25 protein-coding genes and 1 riboswitch are annotated in these 26,058 nt (G+C 49.7%); of the genes, 3 read left to right on the top strand and 22 right to left on the bottom strand.

Annotation, left to right across the window (positions count from 1 at the left end):
- Positions 1-12: 12 nt before the first annotated feature.
- The 8 genes from arsD to AB9R92_RS14030 all read right to left on the bottom strand — a co-directional run bounded on the left by arsD (position 13) and on the right by AB9R92_RS14030 (position 4,936).
- Complete coding sequence (arsD, locus tag AB9R92_RS14065; RefSeq protein ID WP_370670050.1) at positions 13-372, bottom strand: arsenite efflux transporter metallochaperone ArsD; 360 nt, start codon at positions 370-372, stop codon at positions 13-15.
- Between the two features lie 265 nt (positions 373-637).
- Entirely contained in the window at positions 638-1,057 is a 420-nt protein-coding gene (arsC, locus tag AB9R92_RS14060) for an arsenate reductase (thioredoxin) (protein ID WP_370670049.1), read from the bottom strand.
- A 221-nt stretch (positions 1,058-1,278) separates the two neighbouring features.
- Positions 1,279-1,629 carry an ArsR/SmtB family transcription factor gene (locus AB9R92_RS14055; protein ID WP_370670048.1) on the bottom strand — a complete coding sequence of 117 codons (351 nt, stop codon included), beginning with the start codon at positions 1,627-1,629 and terminating at the stop codon, positions 1,279-1,281.
- Between the two features lie 176 nt (positions 1,630-1,805).
- Complete coding sequence (locus AB9R92_RS14050; protein ID WP_370670047.1) at positions 1,806-2,747, bottom strand: cation diffusion facilitator family transporter; 942 nt, start codon at positions 2,745-2,747, stop codon at positions 1,806-1,808.
- Between the two features lie 109 nt (positions 2,748-2,856).
- Complete coding sequence (locus AB9R92_RS14045; protein WP_370670046.1) at positions 2,857-3,633, bottom strand: STAS domain-containing protein; 777 nt, start codon at positions 3,631-3,633, stop codon at positions 2,857-2,859.
- Positions 3,611-4,261, bottom strand: a complete 651-nt coding sequence (locus tag AB9R92_RS14040; protein WP_370670045.1) for a cobalamin B12-binding domain-containing protein — start codon at positions 4,259-4,261, stop codon at positions 3,611-3,613. Before AB9R92_RS14040 ends, AB9R92_RS14045 begins: the two co-directional genes overlap by 23 nt.
- Positions 4,262-4,265: 4 nt before the next feature.
- A complete protein-coding gene (locus AB9R92_RS14035) occupies positions 4,266-4,634 on the bottom strand; it encodes a hypothetical protein (RefSeq protein ID WP_370670044.1) in 369 nt (122 codons plus the stop codon).
- Positions 4,631-4,936, bottom strand: a complete 306-nt coding sequence (locus AB9R92_RS14030) for an antibiotic biosynthesis monooxygenase family protein (RefSeq protein WP_370670043.1) — start codon at positions 4,934-4,936, stop codon at positions 4,631-4,633. The genes AB9R92_RS14035 and AB9R92_RS14030 overlap by 4 nt, the downstream gene beginning before the upstream one ends.
- Before the next feature lie 198 nt (positions 4,937-5,134).
- Positions 5,135-5,237, top strand: a riboswitch (SAM riboswitch).
- A gap of 77 nt (positions 5,238-5,314) precedes the next feature.
- Here AB9R92_RS14030 and AB9R92_RS14025 point away from each other — a divergent pair.
- On the top strand, positions 5,315-6,439 hold the full coding sequence (locus tag AB9R92_RS14025) for a methionine biosynthesis PLP-dependent protein (protein ID WP_370670042.1): 1,125 nt from the start codon (positions 5,315-5,317) through the stop codon (positions 6,437-6,439).
- The gene (locus AB9R92_RS14020; RefSeq protein ID WP_370670041.1) at positions 6,432-7,604 is read left to right on the top strand and encodes an aminotransferase class I/II-fold pyridoxal phosphate-dependent enzyme; all 1,173 of its coding nucleotides are present in this window, start codon (positions 6,432-6,434) and stop codon (positions 7,602-7,604) included. Before AB9R92_RS14025 ends, AB9R92_RS14020 begins: the two co-directional genes overlap by 8 nt.
- 146 nt (positions 7,605-7,750) lie before the next feature.
- On the opposite strand, the gene ystJ is transcribed toward AB9R92_RS14020, so the two are convergent.
- The 13 genes from ystJ to AB9R92_RS13955 all read right to left on the bottom strand — a co-directional run bounded on the left by ystJ (position 7,751) and on the right by AB9R92_RS13955 (position 24,367).
- A complete protein-coding gene (gene ystJ / locus AB9R92_RS14015; protein WP_370670040.1) occupies positions 7,751-8,962 on the bottom strand; it encodes an NADP-dependent malic enzyme in 1,212 nt (403 codons plus the stop codon).
- Positions 8,963-9,257: 295 nt separating this feature from the next.
- Positions 9,258-9,980, bottom strand: coding sequence for a hypothetical protein (locus AB9R92_RS14010; protein WP_370670039.1), 723 nt, complete (start codon positions 9,978-9,980; stop codon positions 9,258-9,260).
- Between the two features lie 97 nt (positions 9,981-10,077).
- Positions 10,078-10,407 (bottom strand): hypothetical protein, encoded by a 330-nt coding sequence (locus AB9R92_RS14005; RefSeq protein ID WP_370670038.1) that lies wholly within the window; start codon positions 10,405-10,407, stop codon positions 10,078-10,080.
- Positions 10,408-10,527: 120 nt separating this feature from the next.
- Positions 10,528-11,658, bottom strand: a complete 1,131-nt coding sequence (locus tag AB9R92_RS14000; RefSeq protein WP_370670037.1) for a YeiH family protein — start codon at positions 11,656-11,658, stop codon at positions 10,528-10,530.
- A gap of 89 nt (positions 11,659-11,747) precedes the next feature.
- Positions 11,748-12,860, bottom strand: a complete 1,113-nt coding sequence (locus tag AB9R92_RS13995) for a DegT/DnrJ/EryC1/StrS family aminotransferase (protein ID WP_370670116.1) — start codon at positions 12,858-12,860, stop codon at positions 11,748-11,750.
- A 125-nt stretch (positions 12,861-12,985) separates the two neighbouring features.
- The gene (locus tag AB9R92_RS13990; RefSeq protein ID WP_370670036.1) at positions 12,986-14,374 is read right to left on the bottom strand and encodes a phenylacetate--CoA ligase family protein; all 1,389 of its coding nucleotides are present in this window, start codon (positions 14,372-14,374) and stop codon (positions 12,986-12,988) included.
- Positions 14,375-14,411: 37 nt separating this feature from the next.
- Positions 14,412-16,271, bottom strand: a complete 1,860-nt coding sequence (locus AB9R92_RS13985) for a polysaccharide biosynthesis protein (protein ID WP_370670035.1) — start codon at positions 16,269-16,271, stop codon at positions 14,412-14,414.
- Between the two features lie 36 nt (positions 16,272-16,307).
- Positions 16,308-17,006 (bottom strand): CpsD/CapB family tyrosine-protein kinase, encoded by a 699-nt coding sequence (locus AB9R92_RS13980; RefSeq protein ID WP_370670034.1) that lies wholly within the window; start codon positions 17,004-17,006, stop codon positions 16,308-16,310.
- On the bottom strand, positions 16,942-17,730 hold the full coding sequence (locus AB9R92_RS13975; protein WP_370670033.1) for a YveK family protein: 789 nt from the start codon (positions 17,728-17,730) through the stop codon (positions 16,942-16,944). Before AB9R92_RS13975 ends, AB9R92_RS13980 begins: the two co-directional genes overlap by 65 nt.
- A gap of 42 nt (positions 17,731-17,772) precedes the next feature.
- Positions 17,773-18,195 (bottom strand): DUF4870 domain-containing protein, encoded by a 423-nt coding sequence (locus tag AB9R92_RS13970; protein ID WP_370670032.1) that lies wholly within the window; start codon positions 18,193-18,195, stop codon positions 17,773-17,775.
- Positions 18,196-18,418: 223 nt separating this feature from the next.
- Positions 18,419-19,111, bottom strand: a complete 693-nt coding sequence (locus AB9R92_RS13965) for a response regulator transcription factor (protein ID WP_370670031.1) — start codon at positions 19,109-19,111, stop codon at positions 18,419-18,421.
- 22 nt (positions 19,112-19,133) lie between these two features.
- The gene (locus tag AB9R92_RS13960) at positions 19,134-22,316 is read right to left on the bottom strand and encodes an ATP-binding protein (RefSeq protein WP_483313900.1); all 3,183 of its coding nucleotides are present in this window, start codon (positions 22,314-22,316) and stop codon (positions 19,134-19,136) included.
- 380 nt (positions 22,317-22,696) lie between these two features.
- The gene (locus AB9R92_RS13955; protein ID WP_370670029.1) at positions 22,697-24,367 is read right to left on the bottom strand and encodes a diguanylate cyclase domain-containing protein; all 1,671 of its coding nucleotides are present in this window, start codon (positions 24,365-24,367) and stop codon (positions 22,697-22,699) included.
- Positions 24,368-24,636: 269 nt separating this feature from the next.
- On the opposite strand from AB9R92_RS13955, the gene AB9R92_RS13950 reads away from it, so the two are divergent.
- Positions 24,637-25,395, top strand: a complete 759-nt coding sequence (locus tag AB9R92_RS13950; RefSeq protein WP_370670028.1) for an NRDE family protein — start codon at positions 24,637-24,639, stop codon at positions 25,393-25,395.
- 158 nt (positions 25,396-25,553) lie between these two features.
- On the opposite strand, the gene AB9R92_RS13945 is transcribed toward AB9R92_RS13950, so the two are convergent.
- On the bottom strand, positions 25,554-26,039 hold the full coding sequence (locus AB9R92_RS13945) for an SRPBCC family protein (protein WP_370670027.1): 486 nt from the start codon (positions 26,037-26,039) through the stop codon (positions 25,554-25,556).
- Positions 26,040-26,058 lie beyond the last annotated feature (19 nt).

Here is a 26,058-nt window from a genome sequence, read left to right as displayed (position 1 = left end):
AGGAACGCTCCTTTAGTTGTTGATGTTCAGTGACACGTGCACACGCGGCTTTTCATGTAATTCGGACGGTGCGGTCTCGAACCACTCTGCCAATTCTTCTGTTGTCGGGTATTCGGCAAGCTTTGCGACTTCTCCGTTGACCAGCACAACTGGCAACGCGTCCGGGCCTTTTTCAACTAGCACTTGATTGACTTTTTTATTTTCCACAAACGCCGATGGGTCGTCCGTCAAATTATGGCGTGAAATTGCAAATCCCTTTTTCTCGAGTGAATACACAGCCGACGCAATGCGCGTCAGTTCCGGATCTACAGCGGGGCCGCAAACACCCGTCGAACAACACATCGCCGGATCGAAAATTTCGACCTTTTTCATCATTAACTCTCCTTCAACTTGTGTAGTTTGGTTTTATCAACTAAGACTAAAGTCATCGTACATATGATCACTCTATTTAAAACTTCGTGCAGCTAGATATGAAAAATTCGGCACTCCACTATTGGAGTGAAGCGGAAGGCCTTGACTCCTGAGGGACCTCACCGGGCAGCCGATATCGCAACGCCCTATCGCACCGACTGCATGGCACGCATCCTGTGGGCCAAAACAAGGCCAAGCGCGCAATCTCCTCCTAACGAAACCTCAATTATTCACCAGTTGCCGCGAAATGGCGGATGCGCGCTTCGATGTCATCGCGTACCGACTGGAATACTTTCCAGTTCTCTTCTTCTGTGCCCTGCGCCTTCGCCGGATCCGTAAAGCCCCAGTGGTCGCGTTTTACATGAGGCGGTGTCATTGGGCATTTATCAGCCGCATCGCCGCAAAGTGTCACGACGAAATCCGCATTGTTTAAGATATCGGTGTCAATCACATCGGACGTTTGTCCTGAAATATCGATATTCACTTCATTCATTGCCTTTACGGCGTTCGGGTTGAGGCCATGCGCTTCGATTCCGGCACTCAATACTTGCCAGTCATCGCCCAAAATTTCTTTCCCCCAGCCTTCCGCTATTTGGCTGCGGCATGAATTGCCTGTGCATAAAAAGTACAATGTTTTTTTCGTCATATTGATTAACTCCCTTTTTCGTAATTTATTTTTCTATATACTGCATCTGAGTAGTTTTTCCACACTTTATGACATGAAGCAAAACTGCGGAGACTCCCGCGGGAAAGCGAGACAGCAGAGACCCCACAAGAAGCGTAGCTTCTGAGGAGGCTCGGCGCTCGCCCGCAGGAAAGCGCAGTAGTTTTGCTCCATATCGCCGTATCAAACTTTCAATTCTGAAATTATTCACAACGAATGCGCAGCCCCTGTTCCACCAATTTCTCGATGCGTTCATCCTGGCTCGGGATGAATGATAAGACTTGCATAAGCATGCTGTACAATTCACTGTCTTGGTTCAATGAATAGAAAATCCATTGCCCCTTGCGCTTTTCCTTTACCAACCCGAGATCCCGAAGCTTGCGCAAGTGCTGGCTGATTGCCGACTGGCTGATGTCAAAGATCTCCACGAATTCACAGACGCAGCAATCGTTTTTTTCGAGCAATTTGACCATCGACAATCTCGTCTTGTCGCCTAACAGCTTGAGCACCATGCTCGCCTTGTCGATTTCTATTTCATGCGCTTTCACTTCCATCGGATGATTCCCCCCGCTTCTAAGCTTCGTTAAATTAAATTCTTTAATAGCAAATACAGCATATCAGCATATGCTTATATACTCAAGTAAAGATTCTGAAGTGGTAGCTTGCGCTATTTAAGTTTCCCATAAAAAAAGAGCGGAACGATTCCGCTCCTGCCCATTTGACCCTGTATTCAATGATGGTGTCTTGCCGCCCCAGGCTCTTCTTGCTCTTGGCAGCGGATCGAGTCGTCGTGAGGATGATCTTCGGTTTCCAACTGCACGGTCACATGGCCGATTTTCAGCTCCAAAAGCGCATGTTCAATGTCCCTGAGCACCTGCTGGCTTTCCTTAAACGAGATATGTTCTTTAATGACCACATGTCCGGACATGGCATTTTTTCCACTCGTGATGCTCCATACGTGAAGGTCGTGGATGCTTTTTACGGCCGGCAGCGCTTCGATTGCCTGCGCCACTTGCTCCAAGTCGACATTCTTCGGCGTGCCTTCCATTAAGACATGCAGCGCTTCCTTGGTTACACGCCAACCGCTGATTAAAACGAGGACGGCGACCACCACACTCGCCAGTGGATCTGCCCATGCCCAGCTGAAAAAAATGATCAACAGGGCTGCCGTGATCGCGCCGACCGATCCAAGCAAATCACTTAAGACATGCAAAAAAGCTGCACGAAGGTTCAAGTTTTCTTTTGTATCGCCGCCGCGCATCAAAATCCATGCAACAAGGATATTGACGAGCAAGCCGATGACCGCAATGGCCAGCATCCCCGAAGTCGCAATTTCCGGTGGATCGGAAAACCGGTGATAAGCTTCATAGAAAATATATAGCGAAATCAAGACGAGCGTCACGCCATTAAAGACCGCCGCTAAAATTTCAAAACGTTTATAGCCATACGTCTTCATTTGGTCAGCCGCTTTTTCACCGATGGTAAACGCCAGGTAGCCGACGCCTAATGAAATGGAATCGCTGAGCATATGGCCGGCATCCGCGAGCAGCGCAAGGCTGTTTGTCAAGTACCCACCTACCGCTTCTACGACCATGAAGCTTGTGATGATCAGAAAGGCGACTAACAATGTTTTTTTATTGCGGCTATGCGAATGATCATGTGAAGATCCCATTGCCCCCACCTCCACTCCAGCTTTTCAAAAGCTTTTTCCATATTGGTATTCCCGAATTCCAGCTGAAAATCCTTTCTTGAAAACCTTTAAAAACGCAGAAAAACCGGCCTCATGAGCCGGTTTCGTCAATTTTTTCAGCAGCTGCACTCAAAACGGATTCCAATGAAGCTTCGAAACGCAAATTCATCTCCCGTCTCAACAGATGCAATTTTTGGGCATGTTCTGGTTTCACCCCGGTAATGACCGCATCGATTCCCATGACCCCCAAGGTTTGCACGAGCGATTCCAAGTAACTGACGCCTTCTTGCGTCACCGTTCCCATTGCCGTCAAATCGACGACAACCGTCTCGGCCTCATATTCATAGATGCGCGTGACAATAAACGGGCGAATCGCTTCAACTTTTTTCGCATCCAAATTGCCGAACAAGGGAATGAGCACATAGGCTCCGCCGATTGCGATGCACGGGGCGGAAAGTTCGCGCACTTTCTCCAGCAGAGCATCCGACCGTTCTTTTTCCTTGAGCAATTCGTAATCTGTTTCTTTCAAGCGGCCCCTCAAGCGAATTAACTGCGCCATGCTGGCAGCCATTTGTTCATCTTTTGGCACCAACACGAGATTCAGCAAAAAATCGCTGTCCCAGCGGTAGTGGACATCTGCCAAAAAAAAGCCCGCCGCTGTGATGAAATTCAATTCGACAGGTTTTTTGCCGTCGCGTTGTTTCAACAAGCGTTCCGCTTTCGGCCTGCTGCCTTCATCAAGCAATTCAAAAAAGGTTTCCGGTTTGCCGAAGAGCTGTTCGGCCTCCAGGGATTGGTCGACGACCGCAAAGCTATTGTTCAATTGAAAAGCCGGAAGCGGCCATTCAGCCAGTGGAGAGCGTGTCATCGTTCGGCCCCTTTCCCGTGCGGATCCATTCCCTGAGCGCACCGAGTTCCCGAACGACCACCGCTCCTTTTACATGCAAATCCGCAAAGCTCGACAAAGTGACGGCCCTGCCACCAATGAGAACGGCTGGATTTGAGTCCACCTTAGAGAATGCTTCCGCGTAGGTTTTTAACACCGGCAAGCGGTGTGCAAGGGCCCCTGACAGGGCAACAACATCCGGCTGCCAGTCACCAGCCAATTCGAGAGCTGAATCGAGCGGCAAATTCGGCCCCATATAGCGGACATCATAACCTTCATCACGGAACATGGCCGCGACCATCTTGAGCCCGATGTAATGCTCTTCGCCTTCTGGGCCAAAGATCATCGCTTTTTTGCGGCCATCCTTATCTTTATTGCGTAGTTCCGTAGCGGACAAGACAAAATCGCAAACGGCGGTTGCCAAATGCTCTTCTGCCACCGAAATCTCATTTTGTTCCCATAATTCGCCGATGCGGTACATCGCCGGCGTCAAGAGTTCGCCGTAAAGCTGTTCATGTGAATGGCTTTCCAGGAAATCCTGGACGTATTTCAAAGCTTCCTCTTCCTCCCCTTGGAGAAAAAGATCCGAAAGCTGTGTTGACTCGTTCATTTGATCAGCTCCTTTTATGTGGAGGGAGCTCCAATAACCGGACTGCGCGATCGAGGCAGCCCCGCATGAAATCTCCTTGCGTTGTTTCCGTATAGCGCGGCACGATTTCGATAAGCCGCCTGAAATTATCGATGATGAGCGCAGTTTCCACGTTGCGGCTTACGAGCACCGTCTCGAGCCAGATGGCATAATCGAGAAAGGATTGTTCGCTCTGCAGCTCCCAAGCCGTTTCGAGATAATCCAAGTGATGATGATTGTCCTTGACGGTATGTTCATATCCCCTATCGCCGAAACGCTCCCATAAATTCGGGTACGCTTCGTAAATGCCGTCTGCCGTGTCGGTTGCGATTTGCTGTTTCTGCTCCAGGTTCATTCGGCCACCACTTCGTATTGATGGACTTTCGGGACGATTCCCGCGAGTTCCTGGTCTGGGTAGTTCTTCTCCAGGTCATGGATTTCCTTGAACTCCTGGCTCTTGACCCAGTTCATGTATGCCTGTTTGGACTGCCATTCCAGGTGGACGGTCAGTTCGTGGCGCTTTTTCGTGTTCTGGATCAACCGGAATGAAGTGAAGCCTTCCGCCTGGTCCACGCGCCGTGAACGTTTTCGGTATATTTCTATGACGTCTTGCACTTTGTCTACCGGTACACTGACGGTCGATGTGACGATGTACATAATTTCAGAACCCCTTTGCAACTGGCCTTGCGGCGGCCAGGCATGATAAAAGTATACCTCAGCATACCATTTCAGCCTCCGAAATAAAAGTGAGCGCCTTTTCTGGAATCGCAAGAGTATTTTCAATATTCCGCTTGTATTTCTTAAGCGATTGCCGTATGATGGAAAACATCAACCAACCACAACTATATAAAATGATTCTTATCTAGAGAGATGGAGGGATTTGGCCCTGTGAAGTCTCAGCAACCGGACGAGTTTGTCACGGTGCTAATTCCAATAGGCGTAGCCTAGTAGATGAGGAGATGGCATATACAGCAGGGGCTTTCTTCTTATCATAGAAGAACGCCCCTGCTTTTTGATTTTGAAAGGATGAGGATCATGACACAACATAGTTTAGAAACGCGCCTGGTGCAGCTGGGCAATCGCAGCGACGAACGGACCGGGGCGGTCAATCCCCCGATTTACCTTTCTACCGCCTATGAACACGAAGGCCTTGGCAAATCCACGGGCTACGACTATACGCGGACAAAAAATCCGACACGCCAGCTGCTTGAAGAAGGAATCGCAAACTTAGAAGGCGGCGATGCAGGATTTGCGTGCAGCTCCGGCATGGCCGCGATCCAATTGGTCCTCTCTCTGTTCCGCCCGAACGATGAAATTTTGCTTCCTGAGGATATTTACGGGGGCACATACCGATTGCTGGAACAATATGAAGAAAAATACCATATCCGTCCCGTATACGATTCCTTCATCGATCCAAAGACGGTTGAAGCGAAAATCAATGCCAATACGAAAGCGATTTTCATCGAAACGCCGACCAACCCGCTGATGCAGGAGATCGATTTGGAAATATACGCCCAACTGGCGAAGCGCCATAATTTGCTGTTGATTGTCGACAACACCTTCCTGACGCCTTTCTTGCAGCAGCCGCTCGCAATCGGCGCTGATATCGTGCTGCACAGCGCAACCAAATACATCGGCGGCCATAACGATGTACTTGCCGGGCTTGTCGCCGCAAAAGGCAAGACTTTATGCGAAGAGCTTTTCAACGCCCACAACTCGGCTGGCGCTGTGCTGTCGCCGCTCGATTCCTGGCTGTTGATCCGCGGCTTGAAAACTTTGCCGCTTCGCATGCGCCAGCACGAAGCGAATGCCAAGGAACTCGCCCGCTTCCTTGAAACGCAAGAGACCGTGACAGACGTGCTGTATCCGGGAAAAGGCGGCATGCTGTCGTTCCGCCTGCGTGAAGAACAATGGATCGGGGAATTCCTCGAGAGCCTATCGCTCATCACGTTCGCCGAAAGCCTCGGCGGTGTGGAAAGTTTCATCACCTATCCTGCGACGCAGACCCATGCCGATATGCCGGTCGCGGAACGCACGGCGCGCGGCGTCTGTAACCGCCTGCTCCGCTTCTCGGTAGGCGTAGAGCAGGCAGAAGATTTGATTGCTGATTTATCGCAAGCCCTGGCCAAACTGGAAAAGGAGGTCGTTTCCCATGAGTGAACGACGCGAGACGAAATTGATCCATTCCGCAGGCATCGATCCATTAACAGGCGCAGTCAATGTGCCGATTTATTTATCATCGACTTTCCACCAGGAAAGCATCGATTCGTTCGGCCCATTTGATTACAGCCGCTCCGGCAACCCGACGCGCAAATCACTTGAGGAAACGATCGCCAAACTTGAAGGCGGCGCACGGGGCTTGGCCTTTTCTTCCGGCATGGCGGCCATTTCATCGGCATTCATGCTGTTGAAAGCCGGCGACCATGTGCTCGTTTCAGAAGACGTGTACGGCGGCACTTACCGCTTCATCACGGAAGTGCTGGAAAAATTCAAAGTCGATTACACATTCGTCGACATGACCGACCTTGGCGAAGTGGCCGCGGCTTTCCTGCCGAATACGAAAGTGGTTTACATCGAAACCCCTTCCAATCCCGTCATGAAAATCACCGATATCGAAATGGCCGCCAAACTGGCAAAGGCGAATGACGCGATGACGTTTGTCGATAACACGTTCATGACACCGCTTTACCAGAATCCGCTTGAACTCGGCGCGGATATCGTGCTTCACAGCGCGACGAAGTTCCTGTCTGGCCATAGCGATATCACAGCTGGGCTGGCGGTGACAAAAGATGCCGGCCTCGGGGAACAATTGGCCTTCATCCAAAACACATTCGGCTCTGTGCTCGGCGCACAGGACTCTTATACATTGATTCAAGGCATCAAAACGCTCGGCGCCCGCACGAAACAATCCGGCGAGACGACCGCACGCATTGCGGAATATTTGCATAGGCATCCGCTTGTCGAGGAAGTCTATTATCCGGGCTTTTCGTTCCATCCCGGAAACCCAATCCATAGCCGCCAGGCAAGCCATGCAGGCTGTGTGCTGTCGTTCCGCCTGGCGGATAAAGACGCAGCCCGCATTCTTGTGGATACTTTGGAGATCCCGGTATTTGCTGTCAGCCTTGGCGCCGTCGAATCGATCCTGTCCTATCCGGCTACCATGTCCCATGCGGCCATGCCCCCCGCTGAACGTGAAAAACGCGGCATCACCGATGGGCTTCTGCGTTTCTCTGCAGGGCTCGAGCATCCCGATGACTTAATCAACGACTTCAGCCAGGCGCTCGAAAAAATTGCCATCGCCAAAGGACTCAGCGTCGCTGATTGATTGTGCTCATTAAAAAAGACTGTCCCCCTCGTCATCTAACTGACGAAGCCGGACAGTCTTTTTTTTATGCCTTTTCATCCTGCAGCCACGAAACCTAAGAAAGCCTGAATTCCAGGGGGAGGGGAATTCAGGCTTTCTTCTATTTATTATAAGACAATCTGCTGGGCAGGCTCTTTGAGCGATACTTTGGCAACGCCCGTTTCTTCGGCAGCCCTAGCGACTGCTTCAGCGACCGCCTGTGCAACGCGCGGGTCGAACGGCTTCGGTATCACATAATCCTCGTGAAGTTCATGGGTGGCGATCAAGGCGGCAATTGCTTCAACTGCCGCGATTTTCATCGCGTCGTTAATGTCGCTCGCCTGTACATCGAGTGCGCCCCGGAACAATCCAGGGAATGCCAATACGTTATTGACCTGGTTGGCGAAATCGGAACGCCCTGTCCCGATGACCCGGGCACCGGCCGATTTCGCGGCTTGCGGCAAGATTTCAGGATTCGGGTTCGCCATCGCAAAGATGACCGGATCTTCATTCATCGAACGCACCATGCTTTCCGTCAATGCGCCTTCTGCCGACACGCCGACAAAGACGTCGGCACCGGCGATGACATCCGCCAAATGCCCTTGTTCCATCTGGTAATTGCTCATTTCCGCCACTTCCGCCTTGAACGGGTTCATGCCATTCGGGCGGCCATTATAAATCGCGCCTTTCGTGTCGCACATGACAATATGGCCGAACCCGAATTTCGCCAGCAATTTGACAATGGCGATGCCCGCTGCACCAGCGCCGTTGACGACCACTTTCACATCTTCCACTTCCTTTTCAACGAGCTTCAAGGAATTGATGAGGCCGGCCAGCGTGACAATCGCAGTGCCGTGCTGGTCGTCGTGGAATACGGGAATGTTCATTTCCTGTTTCAAACGCTGTTCCACGATGAAGCAAGTCGGGGCGGCAATGTCCTCCAAATTAACGCCGCCAAATCCCGGTTCGAGCAATTTGACGGTCCGGATGATTTCTTCAGCATCCGTCGTATCGAGGCAGACCGGGAATGCATCCACACCGGCAAATTCCTTGAACAATAAAGCCTTCCCTTCCATGACCGGAAGCGCTGCTTGCGGGCCGATATTGCCGAGCCCGAGCACAGCGGTGCCGTCCGTAATGACCGCGACCGTATTGCCTTTCATCGTGTAGTCATGCACTTTGCTTGGATCGGCATGAATTTCACGGCACGGTGCCGCTACGCCAGGAGAATAGGCGAGGCTCAAATCCCTTTCGTTTTCCACAGCCACTTTTGAACGAATCTCCAATTTCCCTTGATGCCTTTTATGCAAGTTCAGCGAATCGTTTTTCAAATCGGTCATTTGCCTCATCTCCCTTTTGATTATAATTGTTTATTATATCGCCTCCTCGCTTAATTGAAAGACTTTTCTTGCAATTCTGATTAATTTCAGACTTTAGGCTGATAGAGAAAGAGTGAAGTCCCATACCTTATTTCCGTAGCCTCGTTGTTGACACCGAATATTTTCCCCGGTAACCCGCGCTGATAATCGCGATATGGTCCACACTAATCCTCAATTTTTTAAAAAATAATTAAACAGCCCCTATACAGCCGAAAAAGCCCGCTGCTTGAGCGGGCTTTCCAGCAAATTCATTTGTTCACTTCCTGGTTTCAGCAAGTTTGATGGATGCGAGTGTGGATGTGATCGCCATCTCATCGGGATCATCGACACTTCCACGGAATTCACGTTTTATTTCACCATAGCCTTCGACGAAATAATTACGATAGACTGAACCATCTTCTTCTTCAATCGTTTCGAGCATGAATACGTTATCGAAATTTTGGTATGGCGTCTCTAAAGTGGCGCCTGTTTCGACAACCGTCGCATCACCGATTTCCTGGCCTTCTTCGATCGGGAATTCCAGATAGGTCGAAATCACCTCCAAGGCTTCCAATTCTTCAAAGCTGGCCGTGTATTCATCGTAGAACTCCCCTTCCTGCTTAACGAGCTCGATGCGGTCATCATGCAAGCGGAAAACTTTAAGAACGACAGTTCCGCCGTTGTCTTCATAAGTTGCGACATGATTCGCTTCCATATAATCGGTTTTCAGCGTAAACTCGGCAAATTCATTGCCATATCCCTCAAATCTAGCAGTAGACCCATCTTCAAGGAAGTAATCATATGGATCGACAGCGGCCTCTTCGCTATCATGGCTATCTCCGCTGGTGGTTTCCGCTGGCGTTTCTTCCGATACCTCTTCTTCAACAGCCTCTTCCTGCACTGCTTCTTCTGCAGGTTCCTCCGTTGCCATTTCTTGCGTTCCACAGCCAGCTACTGCAAGAACAAGTGCCAGCCCTCCCAAACCAAAGCGATAATTCATCAACTCTCCTCCTTTTATAAATAAGTGCTTACCATATTAATTTTACCGAATATTCAGTTATTAATAAACGAAAAAAGGTATTTTTGTTCCAACTCGGTCAAAGATGGAGCGAATTATGGTAAATCGGTTTCAGGTGGATATCGTATTCTTTCCGCACTTCGTTCAAATCATAAATATGTCCCCGAAATTCCGGGTCTTCGAGTTTTTCAATCTGTTCATGCACAAGATCGGCAAAATAGACGCCGACGGCTACGCCTTTTGGATATTTACGTTTCACTTCTGCCACAAAATCGTCTGTCAGCTCTTGATTGAACGCATGATACAAAGCGGCATTCACCACAGTCAAGGAATCTTTCGTCGCATAGGAGACGACATAATAATTGCCATATTCGTCTTTCAGAAGATCGCGTTCGGCTTCTATATTCATTCTCTTCTCCTCCTTTAAACGCTGTTGCTTTTCCATACCCTCAGCAAGCTTAGTGAAAACAGGTTTCAGGGTCCATAAAAAAACCTGCATGCCGTTAAACGGCACGCAGGTTTTTTCCATTCAATACGCCAGTTGCACCAAATCGCCGAATAGCGAAATGAGCAATAAACTGACCGCTCCGACAGAAACAGCTGCAATCAAGCCGATGTAAAACGGCTTCAACCCCATCCCCCGGAATATTTTCAAATTGGTCGATAACCCGACGCCTGCCATGGCAAGGCCGAGCATATACGTCGAACCGAAGGAACTCCAAAAGCTGTAGAACTCTTCCCAGCCTGACGCGCCGAACACGCCGAAAGCCTGGCCGCCTGAAGCGAGTGTCGCATCACCGACCGTGCGGAGAAGCGACAGCAGAAGAAACCCCAAAATGAAGAACGGAAACAGTTTATACCATTTCGGCATTGTGCCCCCGTCCTGCCCTTCGCTCCGGAAGAACAAATACGCGATAAGCGGAATCACGGCGATGATGAACAGATTGCGTGTCAATTTCGTGATGGTCGCCACGTCAAGCGCAAGTGTCGAGCCGTACATTTGCTCATACATCAAAGCAGCGCCAGTTACTTGCGCTGTGTCATGTATAGCGGTGCCAAGGAACAGGCCGGCTTTAATCGGCTCATCTGCAAAAAAGAAATGGGCGAGGTATGGATAGAACAACATGCCCGCCAGCCCGAAAACCGTGATATTGGCAATAGCATACGAAATTTCGTTTTCTTTTGCGCGGATCACCGGGGCCGTCGCCATGATCGCCGTCACGCCGCATATGCCCGTCCCATTGGCGATCAAGGCGCCGAGCCGGTTGGACTGGCCAAGAAGTTTCGTGAAGTACAAGGTGACGCCGATGCCGAGGCTGATGCAAGCCACGATGAGCGGCATGCCCCATGCGCCGAGCGTCAAGGCTTCCGTCAAGCTCAAGCGCAAACCGAGCAGGATGATGCCAATGCGCAATGCGTATTTGACCGCAAAACCGACACCGCTAATGAAGATCTCCGGCAAGCCTATTGTGTTGCGGATAATGATGCCGACCAAGATTGCTACAAAGATTCCCGACACCGGGCTTTTGCCGCCTTCGGGCAAGAACCCGGCCGCTCCGAGTGCCGCACCAATCACATCCGCTCCGTAAATTCCTGCCCATATAACCAACAAACAAAGGGCCAGGCCTGGAAGCAGCCTGACCATTCGCTGATTTTTCATGTTTTTACCCACGTTTATCTGCTCCTTGCGAACCGTCTTTTGATTTCGTACTAATCGTACCATCAAAATGTGGCTCCGTCTAAGGGCGTTTAAGCTAAGATTTCTTCAAGCAGCCCGATGATGCGCTGTTGCTGCTCCGGTTGCAAGTCAGATCCCGAAGGCAGGCAAAGCCCTTCTGCAAATAATTTTTCACTGACAGCCGTCTTGCCATGCGGATTATGCGAGTAGAATTTGCAGCCAGCAAACAGAGGCTGCAGATGAAGCGGCTTCCAGACACGCCGCGATTCGATATTATGTGATTCCAGCCATTCACGGATAGCCTCAGGCGACCGGTCGGTTCTAGCCGGGTCAAGCAGCATGACCGTCAGCCAGCGGTTCGAGCGGGTGCCTTCAAGTTCAGGCTGGAATTTTACGGCTTCGTGCGTGCCGAGCGCGGAAAAATAGCGGCCGAAGACAGCTCGGCGGGCCGAGACGCGCAGTTCGATCGCCTCGAGCTGTGCACGCCCGATACCTGCGAGCACATTGCTCATCCGGTAATTATAGCCGACACGGCTGTGTTCATAGAACGGCGCGTCATCTTTCGCCTGGGAAGCGAGAAACCTCGCTTGCGCCACACCTTTTTTGTCGTTCGATACCAACATGCCGCCTCCGGACGTCGTGATGATCTTATTGCCGTTAAACGAATAAATACCGTATGTCCCAAGACTCCCGGTTTTCTTGCCTTTATAAGTGGACCCGAGCGATTCCGCTGCATCTTCGATGATTGGCACCCCGTAATGATCGCAAAGGGCACTGAGTTCATCCATGCGGGCACTTTGTCCATAAATATGTACAATAATCACCGCTTTGGGAAGTTTGCCCTCTTGTTCTGCGGCTGCGAATGCTTTTTGCAGCGCCCAGGGAGACATATTCCATGTTTCTTCTTCCGAATCGATAAAGACTGGTTCCGCCCCAGCATAGAGAATCGGGTTGGCGCTCGCCACAAACGTCAAACTGGAACAAAAAACACGGTCTCCTTTACCGATGCCCAATAGTTGCAGAGCCAGATGGATCGCGGCAGTCCCAGAAGACAAAGCAGCCGCCGCCTGCGTCGTGGCATACGCCGCCATTTCCGCTTCGAACTGGTTGACATTCGCCCCCATCGGCGCGATCCAATTGGACTCGAACGCCTTGCTGATATACTTCTGCTCATTCCCTGTCATGTGTGGGGCAGAAAGAAAAATCCTATCACCTGTTTCTTTAACCGGAACCGGAAAGGGCACAACCGATGTTCCTGTATCCTGTCGAATGTTCATGTATAACAGCCTCCTCTACTTTCTTGGCACGGTCAGTCCGTGCTGTAATCACTTCGGCAAGTTCTCGGGAATTGCAGGTTATTGATGATCAAGCCGGCAGGACCGGTTTTTTCCGCCGGGCTATTCGAGCAGCCTCTCACCTTAAAAATCATGTCTTCACCGAATATAGCGGCCATTTCCTGGATAATGTCTTGTTCAAGTTGTGGAGAAACGACATCGGTTCCTCTGAGCCATATTTCAATTGCATCCAGAGAGTTCTGGACAAACTGCATCGAAGGCGCAGCTTGCTGGAATTTCCCCTGCACCGTCGCTAAATACAAACTGGTCACCTTTCCTCTGCTCCTCGATTGCAAAAAGCCGGATATTGGCTTAAACGGCTTGCGGACTACCGGATGGGCACTGCCGCATGGACAGGGACAATGCACTGGCATCCACTGTTCTTGAATCTTCAGCCGGATCAGCGGTGTCCCTTTTGTATGGAAGCGGGTCAAAAGAACTTCGCCTTTGTCGGTAAACTCCATCACACCTGTCCGCATATTGAAATGCAGATTCCCCGCAGAGCATTCAGAAAGAAATGGCGAACGCTCGGTTTTCATGCTCCACCGGCGGGCGGAGCATCCGAACGCGCTTTCGATCTCCAACCGTTCGCTTTCGGATAAGATCTCCGTTTCCACAAAAATGGCCACAGCCTGAAAATCCAATAGAAGACGATGATCGTTGATGAAACGGGCCAGCGTCAAAATCGCTTCAGGCAAGCCATCGATGAAATCGGGACGGAACCCATTCAGATTCCGGACCACCGCCGAAAGGAACGGTTCCGTGCAGTGATGGGCTGAATAGAGGCGCTGATTGAGATAGTAAATATCACGCCAGAACGCTCCTTCTTTTTGGCCGATGGGAACAAAATCCCCCTGATGGAATGTGGCCCGCTTCATATCCAGGTTGACTGCGCCGTGCTGCTTCTTGAAATGGTCTACTGCTGCGGTTTGTTTTTGCAGATCCAAGTTGCTTAGCCATAAGCGGGGCAATTGGCCTGACCCTGAAATTTCAGCTTCTCCCCTTTTTTTCCGAACTGGGGGTGTACGGATGTCATCGATCCGTTCATTGAAAAGCTCTTCTTCGATAATCGGAAGCTGCCGCAAATCACTGGCAAACCGAATATCAGCTAAATCCCCTCCATAAATATCCTGGTAAAATGCGCTATGTTCAGCAGCATGGTGGAGAAGTGAGCGAAGTTCCTGGTCCTGGTACCTCTCTTCTGATTGCCGGTCATTTTCATCCATGCCGGAAAGCTGATGAAGAAAGCGATAATAGCCCATGCCGTACCTTTTACGTGAATTGGCGTATTCACGAAAACTGAGCAACAGATTTTGGAGGTAAACAGGAGAATTCCCATACAGTTCCGTTGATAGCAGCTTCACTTTGCATCCCCCCTGCGCTTGTAGGCAAAAACTGTAATCAGGCTAATCCCCCTTCGACCTTCCATTCTTCTTTCAAGGCTGTTTCCTTTTCTTTGCTTTCCTTCGGGCGATTCGCAAGCTTCAATAAAGTCTCACGGATTTCCTGTTCTTCCATTTCGGGAAGCTTTTTCAATACACGGCTGATTTCCACTTGACTGATCGGGGTGGCTTTTCCGATGTGGATTTTCGCAAATACTTTCTCCGATTGGATTTCACTTGGATCGAGCAGCTCTTCATAGAGTTTTTCGCCAGGCCGCATGCCGGTATAGTTGATTTGGATTTCATCCTCTTCGAAGCCGGACAAGCGGATCATATTGCGTGCCAAGTCTACGATTTTCACCGGTTCTCCCATGTCCAGCACGAACACTTCACCCCCTGATGCGAGCATGCCGGCCTGGATTACCAGCCGTGAAGCTTCCGGAATCGTCATGAAATAACGGGTCATTTTCGGGTCGGTAATGGTGACCGGGCCGCCTTTTGCGATTTGTTCGCGGAATAGCGGCACGACACTGCCCCTTGAACCGAGGACGTTGCCGAAACGCACTGCGGCGAATGTCGTATCAGAAGAAATCGCTAAATTTTGGACGATCATTTCCGCAAATCGCTTGGAAGCCCCCATGATGTTGGGAGGATTGACAGCTTTGTCGGTGGAGATCATGACGAAGTTGCCGACCCCGTGGCGATCTGCCGCTTCCGCCACATTCTTTGTGCCGAAAATATTGTTTTTCACCGCTTCAAGCGGATTCGCCTCCATTAATGGCACGTGCTTATGGGCAGCGGCGTGATAAATAATGTCGGGCTTGAATTTGCCGACCATTTCAAAGATCCGTTCTCGGTCCTGGATATCGGCGATGATTGGGACGATATCGATTTCTTTCGGCACTCTTGCGCGCAGCTCACGGTCGATCGTGTAAATCGAGTTTTCGCCATGGCCCAGCAACAGGAGGCGTGCCGGTTTGAAGACGCTGATCTGGCGGCATATCTCCGAACCGATTGACCCGCCGGCACCGGTGACCATAATGCTCTTCCCTTCGATTTTTTCAGTCAACGCTTCCATATCCAGGCGAACCTCTTCACGGCCGAGAAGATCCTCGATTTTCACGTCCCGGATATCGCTGACTTTGACTTTGCCGACCATCAGATCTTCGATTCTCGGAATGGTCTGCACTTTAAGCCCGGTGTCGATGCATAATTTCGTGACTTCCGCCATCTCCCTTTTGGACAGCGAGGGCATGGCGATGACGATCTGGTCAATCTGATTCTCGGCAGCCAATCGAGGGATTTCTGAAATCGGCCCCGAGACCCCTAATCCAAAAATCTCCAGCCCCCATTTCGTGCGGTCATCATCGATGAAAAGAATCGGCTTTCTTCCCCATTGCGGATTCTGCTTCATCTGCCGGACAATCATGCGCCCGGCTTCACCCGCTCCGACAACAATTGTGCGGCTCAATTGGGCTTCACCTTTACGCGGCTCGCGCTCGTGATACAAACGGAATGAAAAGCGCGATGCCCCGAGGAATAGAATGAGGAACATCCATATCAGCGCCAGGATTCGGACAAACACCCCACCAGTCTGGATGTATTGCATGACCGTCGCCACGAACATCGTCAAAGTGACCGCTTTGACGATCGACTTCAGCTCATGGACGGAAGCGTACGCCCATACTTTCCGATATAGCCCGTAATGCCAGGCAAAGGAATGATGGGCGATGAACAACGTGACCGTCATGAACAGCAGCAGCTGGTTTGACATGATGTTGTCAAACGGCAGCAAAAACAAATAACAGAGATACGTTGCTGAGAGGATGATCAGCGAGTCGATTATGAACAATGAAGTATAGCGTTTAGTAATCGTCATATCATTAGCTCCTTCACCTCACGCAGGTGCCGCTTATTAATTGTATTCATGGCTGTAATAATGGTCCTTGCTGAGTTTGTAATTATTCATCACGACGCCGACGATATAGGCTTTGGATGTTGCTAGGCTATCGCGCGCCTTGATTGCGCTTTGCTTTTCGGTTTTTCCCGTATTGACGACGAGCACCGTGCCGTCGCATTTATTCGCCAGAATCTTGGAATCCGTCACAGACAGGATCGGCGGCGAGTCGAAGATGATCAAATCGTATCGTTCCTTCATCTCAACGAGCAATCGATCCAGCACCGGCGAATCCAACAGTTCTGCCGGATTGTGCGGAATCTGCCCTGAGGTCAGCAATTCCAGGCCGCGGATGCCGCTGTCGCGTACACTTTGCTCAAGCTCTCCCTTACCGACCAATAAATTCGACAACCCGATATGGTTGTTCAAGTTAAATGTATGGTGCAGCGTCGGTTTGCGCATATCGGCATCGACGAGCAGCACTTTTTTTCCGGATTCCGCAAAGACGACGGCCATATTGGCTGAAGTCGTCGATTTGCCTTCTTCTTTCGAAGCGGAAGTGAACAATAAAGTCTTCATTTCATTTCCAGGCAAGGAAAAATTGATGGTCGTGCGGATCGTGCGGTATTGTTCACTGATGACCGAATTCGGTTTAATACGTGCTACCAACTTTCGGGCGAGCGGCCGTTTTGACGCTGTCTGATTCAACATTCTCATCCAACTCCATTCTGTCATTATGTTTCGATGGTTTATCCGTTCTGTCCAAATCGCCTACCGGGCTCACCACCCCGAGTACTTGCAAGCCAAGCAATTCATCGATATCCTCTTCGGTGCGCACCGTTGTGTTCAATTGATCCAGAACAATCGCAAGCCCAGTTCCTAGCATGAAGCCGATAATCGCGCCAACTGCCATATTGAACAGCGGATCCGGTTTAACCGGCTCGGGGCTCGCAGGCATTGTGGCAGGAGCAAGTATGCTGACGTTGTCGACACGCATCAAATTGCGGATTTCCTGTTCAAACACTTTGGCGGTCGTATTGGCGATCAGCACGGCCTGCTGCATTGACCCGTCTTCGACTTCGAGCGTCACGACTTGCGAATCCTCGATGCTTGAGACTTCGATCCGTTCATTCAATGATTGCACCGTTTCGTTAAGCCCGAGTTCGTTGATGACTTCTGTCAATATCGCCGGGCTCTTGATGATGACGTTGTAGGTGCTGATCAATTGCAGGTTCGTATCGATATCCTGCATGCTGAACTCCTGTGCATTTGCCGGGGCTTTATTGACGAGGATCTGAGTCGATGCCTGATAGACCGGCTTCATCCATAAATAACTGACAGCTGCCGCGATGGCGACAAAAGCGACCGTAGTCGCGATGATCAGCGGCAGGCGTTTCTTCAGGTTCTTGAAAAACTCTTTCATATTGAATGTACTTTCCATGTCTTCACCTCATATCCCCATGTACGGGGTGATTTTGCTTGTTCAATGGAGCTGTTTTTCTGCAAAGCGGCCGATGATCCACAGACGCAGCGCCTTTCCGTTATGCGCGTTTAACATGAGGATGATCCATAATACCAAGCCGATCGGCATCAACAGCACCTCGGCCACCCATCCTGTCATTGGCATCATGCTGGCTGCTGTAAATAATGTAAAAAAAAGAATCGAGACGTATACGGACTGGAAAGCGTGGTAACGGACGAAACGATTTTCCCGCTCAACCATCAACAAGATGAAGCCCGAGAAAAACCCGAGCAAATACGCAAGCGATCCAGCTACATTTTCCGAAAGGCCAAGCCCAGTGATGGAAGGCTGTGTGCTCGGGGCTTCCCGGCTCTGCTTGAAGACGGTTTGCTGTTCGAAACTCACAGGCGGTTCATTCGTCATCTTGATTTTGTTCTCAATCATCTGCTTTTCCTCCTTGATATCTGTCTTCCTATCGGTTAAGACCCATACTAAAGAGAGCAGGTTAAAACAAAGTTAAATAGTTTTACTAGTTTTATTTATCTAAAAAATTAATTCATGATGGAGCTTTCGTCATGCTTATGCGCACAAAGCTTCACAAGATTTGTCGCAAATAAAAAAAGCCGATCCGTTCGCCTCTTAGGCGATATGATCGGCTTTTCCCTCTTCAATTGGTGAACTTATATCCAAATCCCCGGACGGTCTGGATATAACGCGGAGCTGTTGGATCTTTCTCCACTTTCCGGCGCAGGTTGCTGATGTGGACCTTGACGGTTTGGACATCGCCTTCCGAATAATAGCCCCATACTTGATCGTATAATTGCTCGGCTGTCCAGACGCGATTCGGCGTCTGTGCCATTAATAACAATAATTGAAATTCTTTATGGTAGAGTTTCACGGGCTTGCCCTTTACATACAGTTCGCATGAATCGACATGGATATGAAGGTCGCCGAATTTCAAAATCGACAGCTTGTCCTCTTCCCCGCTTTTCCAGCCATTGCGGCGCAAGATCGCTTTGACGCGCGCTTCCAATTCAGTGAAATCGAAAGGCTTGGTGATGTAATCATCGCCGCCCACTTCCAGCCCTTGGATTTTATAGGCAAGTTCTTTCCTGTAGCTGACGAAAAGGATCGGCGTCTTGGTCCGTATCCGGATTTTCTCGCACAATTCCAAACCGCTCATGCCGGGCATTTCGATATCCAGCAAAATCAGGTCCGGATTTTCTTTTGACAGCACGTCCATCGCTTCATACCCGTCTTCCGCCTCGATGATTTTATAGCCTTTCTTCACCAGGAACAAACGCATCAATTCGCGGATGCCGTCTTCGTCTTCGACAATCAATACAGTCGCACTGTTCATGAAAAGTCCCTCCCATGGGTTATTAGTATCTCAAGGGCAGGGCAATGATGAATGTACTGCCTGCGCCTTCTTCGCTTTCCGCCCAAATTTCGCCTTTATGCGATTGGATGATTTCTTTGGCAATGGCAAGGCCAAGCCCGCTGCCTTTGTAATGGATCGATTCATCAATCTTGAAAAACCGGTCGAAAATATGCGGCAAAGCCTCTTTTTTGATACCGCAACCATTATCTTCTACCCGGATGATCAACTCACCATCCGCTTCCGATTCGTCCAGCACATGGGCGCTTGCACAGATGCTCGTCGATAAAGTGATGCGCCCTTCTTCCGGCGATGTATGCTTGACCGCGTTCCATAACAAATTCGAAAAAACTTGATCGACGCGGTCCACGTCTAACATAAGCCGCCAATCCGATGGCATTTCGTTTCCACCAGGCCCCGCAAAACGGAAGCGCCTGCCACTTTGTGCAAGATCTGCTTCCATGGAAGCCGCAATCCGCTCCAGCCACTCATCAAGCGGCAGTTCCCCGAAACGCAGCGTCATATTACCCGATTTATATTTCGACAGCTCGACCAGGTCTTCCGTCAAGCGCTCAAGCAATAAGAGCTTTTTGTGGATCATATCCAGATAACGGGGATTGTTTTCCTCGATCAAGCTCTCTTTCACTGCCTGGATATAGCTGTGGATCAAGGTGATCGGCGTGCCCAGTTCATGCGAGATTGCCGACAGCATCTCATTGCGGGATTTCTCGACTTCCTGGATTTCGTCATTCACCGTCAATAAGTTCATATTGGTGATCTCCAAAGCCATCGTCCGCTCTTTAACGTTGCGCTCGAGGAAGAAATTCAAATTGGTGATTTCCTGTGTCATGCTGCGAAGCGTAGCGAGTGTTTCCACCCTCATCAAGAATTCTTCAACATCGCAGGGTTTCACTAAATAATCATTGGCCCCTGCACTGAACGCGTTCGTTTTTTCCCTGACACTTTCCTTGTCGGACAACATCAAAATCGGCAATTCCGTCAAGGTGGCATTGACCCGGATGCGAGAGCATAGTTCATCTCCGGCCATATCCGGAAGTTCGTCATCGAGAACGATCAAATCCGCCGGGCGGTTCTCCAAATGCACGAGCGCTTCTTCTCCGCAACTGACCCCTTCCGCCCTATACCCTTCTCCTTTAAGCTGATGAATCAGCATCAGGCGGTTGACTTCTTCTGCCTCGACGACCAAAATGCGCAACCCTTTTCTGACGTTCTTTTCCTTGATCAGGGAATTTGCCAGCTGCGAAGCAGTCAGTTCCTTAATTTCGGTTGACGGTTCGGATTCCGCTTCTACCCCTTCTTCCGAATGTGGCAGCGTAAATGTAAAAGACGAGCCTTCCCCAAGGACCGATTCCGCTTTCAGCCATCCTCCTTGCATTTCCACAAGCCTTTTGGTGATTTTAAGCCCCATCCCTATGCCCAGATGTGGTGTTGTTGAGTTGCCGATCGGTTCAAACAAACGATCCAATTGCTGTTCTTCCATTCCGCTCCCAGTATCTTTGACCGTAATGGCGATTTGTTTTTTGATAATTTTTGCAGAAATGATGATTTCTCCGCTATCAGTATGTTCCACGGCATTCCCGACAAGATTATAGAGTACTTGGCGCACGCGTTCCGAATCGGCAATCGCTTCGGGGAAATCAACAGGAATCGTGTGCTTCAAGCTGACCTCTCCTGATTTCAGCAATGGTGTGCACAACCGGATCACGGCATCCGCAACGGCCGGCAGTTTCACTTTCTCCAGATGCAAAGACAGCATATGGTGTTTCGGACCTGAAAAATCCAATGTTTCATTGATCATCCGTGCCAGTTTTTTGCCGCTCTCAGAAATCGTCTCCAATTGCTGGATAACGGAAGGCGGCATTTTGTTATAGGCGGATTCTCGAAGAGATTCCGTTATTCCCACCATGCCGTATAGCGGCGTGCGCAAACTATGGGAAGTGATGGCGAGCAACTCATCTTTGCGCTCATTGACTTGCCGAAGCCGCTCGATTTCAATGCGCTGCCGTTCAGCGGAACTGCGTTCGCGCTGAAGCCTTTCTTGTTCCCTGATTTTCTCTTTGTCCCTTAGCGCCAATGCAGCGAAAAGGACAGCGAAGACCCCTAAGAAGAAAATCAAGCCTTGTGCCGCCATGGTGATTGGCAAAACCCCTGAAACATAGAGTGCGTCAAATACCGCAGCGGCTAAAAAGAAGAGTAAAGATACCATATAATAACGGGCATGGACCACTCCCCTTTTCATGCCATAGGCTGCTATTAACAGGCTGACAGCCAATGTCGCACCCAAAGCCAGCGTCAGCAGCAGCCTGGCCCACTCGAACGAAATGAATAAAGTAGTCAAAACCACTGCATTGAATACGAGCAGTGCCTTGATCATCCGGTCCGTTTCAGGCAAATGGCGCTTTGTATTCAATAAGCCTTCCGTCAGCATCGTCGCAGACATCGCTGACAGCCCGACCATAAAAAACACGCTATAGCCATTCCATAAATCCAGCTCCGGCCAGATAACGTCCAAGCTCAATCCTGCTGCAGAGGAAAAGAGGAAAAAGGCCGTGATGGCATAAATGACGAAAAACAAATAAGCGCGCTGTCGGATCGTGATGAAACGGTGAATATAATAGAACAAAAACATCAAGCCTAACCCACCAAGCACACCGACAAACGCGACCTGTTGCCTTGTCTGGCTCTCAAACGCCTCCCGATCCCAAACGGTAACCGGCAATTGAATCGGCGCAGCAGATTCAACGCGCATCCAGTAAACGGTCGGCTCGCCTGTGGGCGGTGCTATCGGAAAGACTGCCGTCCTATGGATAATTTCCGTATCTGCCTCCTGGCCGCTCCGATTAACTGTAAATCCTCCTTCGCCATCACCTGTATAAAGGCTCACTTGATCGACGCTCGAAGATCCCAGTTCGAGAAGCCATTCCTTGTCGGCTTGAGCCGTGTTTTCTACTTCCAGCATTAACCAATATACTGATGTGCTAAATCCGATATTTACCGGATTATTACCAGCAGGCATAAAATTCCAAACATGAGGGGGCTGTTGGATATCTTCAATTTTCAGACTGCCTGATTCATCCTCCAGAACAGAAAGCCGGCTGCCCGCAACAACTTCTTTCTGAGTATCGTCCAGCAGGAGCAGATTGCCGGAATCGGCTGAAGTGTTCATGCCGACAGCCGCAAGCGCCATACAGCACACGAGAAAAAAGAATAGGACTGAGATTATCTTTCTCTTGGAATAACTCATGGCACAGCACCTCTTTATCCGAATTATCAGATATCTATAACTTTCCGCATTTTTTTGTTGGATATGGCACGAAACAGCCGCAATAACCATTAGACCTAAGGCAAAAGATTTATTTTTAAATTTTTAAATCCATATTATGTATATAAACTAGGTTTATTGATTTAACAAAATCATATCATTTATCACAGGAAAAGAAAACCATTTTAATTTCCGAATATTCAAATATATATTTAGAACTATGATTTATACACCATTTTATTCGCCTTGGTCCAAAAGCATCAAAAAAAGCCGCAAGCTTCTGCTTACGGCTGCAATATCTTAATTGCATCGGTTTCGTTTCCTTTTGCTTGATACATCGCCTCGTCTGCCCGCCTTAGAATGGAGGAAACACTTTCCTCTTCCGATGAAGCTACAGCTGTCCCCAAGCTAAAATTGACCACTACGGGATTGCCTTTGATTGTCCAATCTCCTGTAAGCGCCTCACGGATTTTTCCAGCAGCTGCTTGCGCTTCTGGATGAGTGGCCACGCCTTTCAGAATCACGATGAACTCATCTCCGCCCATCCTGGCGGGAATGTACCCCGTCTCCTCCAGCTTAGCTAAGCGCAATGCAAACTCCACCAGAACCATGTCCCCGAAATCATGTCCGTACTCATCATTGATGCGTTTGAAATCATCGAGATCCAATACAGCCAAGGCCATTTTTCCGTCTGCTTTCTCCTGCTCTCCCAGTTTGTTGCGGCTGTATTCCTGGAAATAGCGGCGATTCGGCAGCCCTGTTAATGAATCATGGAATGCATAATATTCCAATTGGGCTTCGTATTTCTTCTGCACTGAAATATCACGGACAATCATGACCATATGGGAGAATGCGCCTTTCTCATCGTAGACAGGCGTCCCGTTTATCTCCCCCCAAATCCATCCACGTTCCGGATGATCGAAGCGCAACTGCAAGGAATATGGCGCTGCCTTTTGCACTGCCTCCAGAAACTGCTGATCCACAAACACTAAATCGTCTGGGTGCACGTTAAAGAACGGCTTCTGCTTAACTGCTTCTTCGGATGCAATGCCGAAAATTTCCTGGCTCGATGGCGATATATATAAATATTCCTTTTGCTTGTTCATCAAGACCACCACATCGTAAACATTTTCGGCGATCACCCGGAAATTCTTTTCGCTTTCCAAATACTTGGTGACCAGCCTGTCCAACTCAGTCATGTTTTTCGCCATCATATAATAGCCCGTGACCTTGCCTTGGACGCTGATCGGGATGAATTTCACCAAACACCCGATCGCTTTCCCGCTCTTGGATTGCAGGCTTAGCCGATGGTCTTTATAGAGACCCGATGCCGCTTCTTCGAAGATTTCTTTCGATTTACCACGTTCGTTTTGCTCGACCAGGCCCGAGAAATCCTTTCCAGCCAATTCACTGATCGGCCGCTGGATAAGCGCCCTGGCCATCCGGTTCCCCCCATTGATTTGCCCATCCAATGTTACAGTGAATACCGCATCGCCGTTGCTTTCAAACAAAGAACGGTATTTGGCATTGCTTTCTTCGAGGCGGCTGAGCGCTTCTTCCCGCGCATGCTTCGCCAGTTTTTCCTCCGTCACATCATTGACCACGCTGATGATATGGCTGCACCGGCCGGTCTCGTCAAACATCGGCGTCAAGCGCGACTTTGAATAACGCAGTTCGCCGCTTGGGGCATAATAGGAATCTTCATAGAAAATGCTCGTCCTTGCCGTTAAGGCCTGGTCATAAAATCGGATCAGCTGCCGTGCAATTTCCGGTTCGTGCACTTCACGAAATGCCTTTCCGACAGCAGAATCGTCCATCTGCGTATTGGCTTTGACTGCTTCGTTGATGAACTCGTAAATCCATTCATCCCCCTCAATCCTGACAATGAAAACCATCTCTTCTATCCCTTCAAGCAATACACGCTCCAACGCCAATCGTCCTGGCCTTCTCCCCATCTTCAATCCCCCAATTTCCCGTAATGCCACTGACTTGTTATAACTTCTTTAACATCTTATCAAACTTTCCAGGCATCAGGAACATTCTGCCTGGCGGTACTCCTATTGGCACAATCGCCACCGGCAAATGATTGGTTCCGTTTGCCCAACTGCCAAGCACTCCATAAGCCAAGCTCAACCGCATCCGCTATAATAAAAGCATCTTCATGCAAGCAAACTGATTTTTTGCAGTCATTATACAATTGAGCCGTAAACTAGGAGGGACAATTATGTGTTTGATCAATTTGCAATTCCAGCAGCATCCCCGCTATAAATTAATCGTTGCCGCAAATCGCGATGAATTTTATGGACGCCCCGCAGCGCCTGCCCATTTCTGGAAAGATTCGCCCGGGATTCTTGCCGGCCGTGATTTAAGCCAGATGGGCACTTGGCTCGGCGTCCATAAATCGGGGCGTTTCGCTGCGCTGACCAATTACCGGGACCCCGACCATATGACAGCGGGCGCTAAATCACGCGGTGAACTGGTCACACAATTTCTGGATGGCCACATCTCGCCGGCAGATTATTTGCGGGCGATCAATGATAAGGATTATGCCGGATTCAATTTAATCGCAGGCGATGCGGACGGGCTGTATTATTACAATAATATTCACGGCGAACCGGTAAAAGTTCCGCCTGGCACCCATGGATTAAGCAATCATTTCCTGAACACGCCTTGGCCAAAAGTCGAGCGCGGCAAAGAAAGACTTGAGGCCTATGTATCGGTGAATGAACAACTGGAACTCGACCGCCTATTTGAAATTTTAGCGGATGCCGAGCAAGCGCCGGACCATCTGCTCCCACAAACCGGCGTCGGCTTGGATCTGGAGCGTGCCTTATCTCCGATGTTCATCAAAATGCCCGATTATGGAACGCGCTCAGCCACCGTATTGCTCATCGGCCATGATGGGCTGGTCACTTTCGCTGAGCGAAGCTACGAAAACGGCGAGTTTCGTGAGGACCGCAAATACGAATTCCAGATTTCCTGAAATAGCGGGCAACAAGGCGCACGCCCGGCTCCAGGCATTTTATGGAGTTCCAGGAAATATTATATACTTTTGCCTCTTTACCATTGAAATGACATTCAATAAAACAAATCCACAAGAAACCCCAAGCGGGCAATCCGCTTGGGGTTAAATTCAAATTCCTATGCAAAATCGACGCCCATGCTTTCGAACAGGCGCTTGTATTCAGGATACCAGCGCTCCCATTCAGAAGTGCGCTCGATTCCATGGCCATCTAAAATGGCTTCCATAATATCCAGCGCCACATGCCATCCCGCAACGTCTTTAGGAGTGTGACCAGTAATGTCCGGCAAGGTCTCGATCATCTTCACTCTCGTCCCCTCGCCATCCGGGCTCAGTTCAAAATGCACATGGTCGTCACCCCATTCAAATGCAAGAATCTCGCCTTCTTTATAATCGGTAATCGGTAATTCCTTCTTTTTCCCACGCCCCATTTCCAATGTCAGATGGCCCGATTGGCCTTCTTTTTCCATTTGGAGCCCTGAAAACCAGCGGCGGATTTTGTGGTTGTCTGTCAGCATCGCCCACACTCGGTCTGGGGAATGCTCAAAATATCTGTCGAATGTCGCATTGTAGCCGGTAGGATTTTTGGTGATTTCTGCTGTCATTGAAATTCCTCCTCCACTC

This window comes from Planococcus sp. SSTMD024 (assembly GCF_041320495.1).
Lineage (GTDB): Bacteria > Bacillota > Bacilli > Bacillales_A > Planococcaceae > Planococcus.
This window is presented reverse-complemented; position numbering and strand designations above follow the sequence as displayed.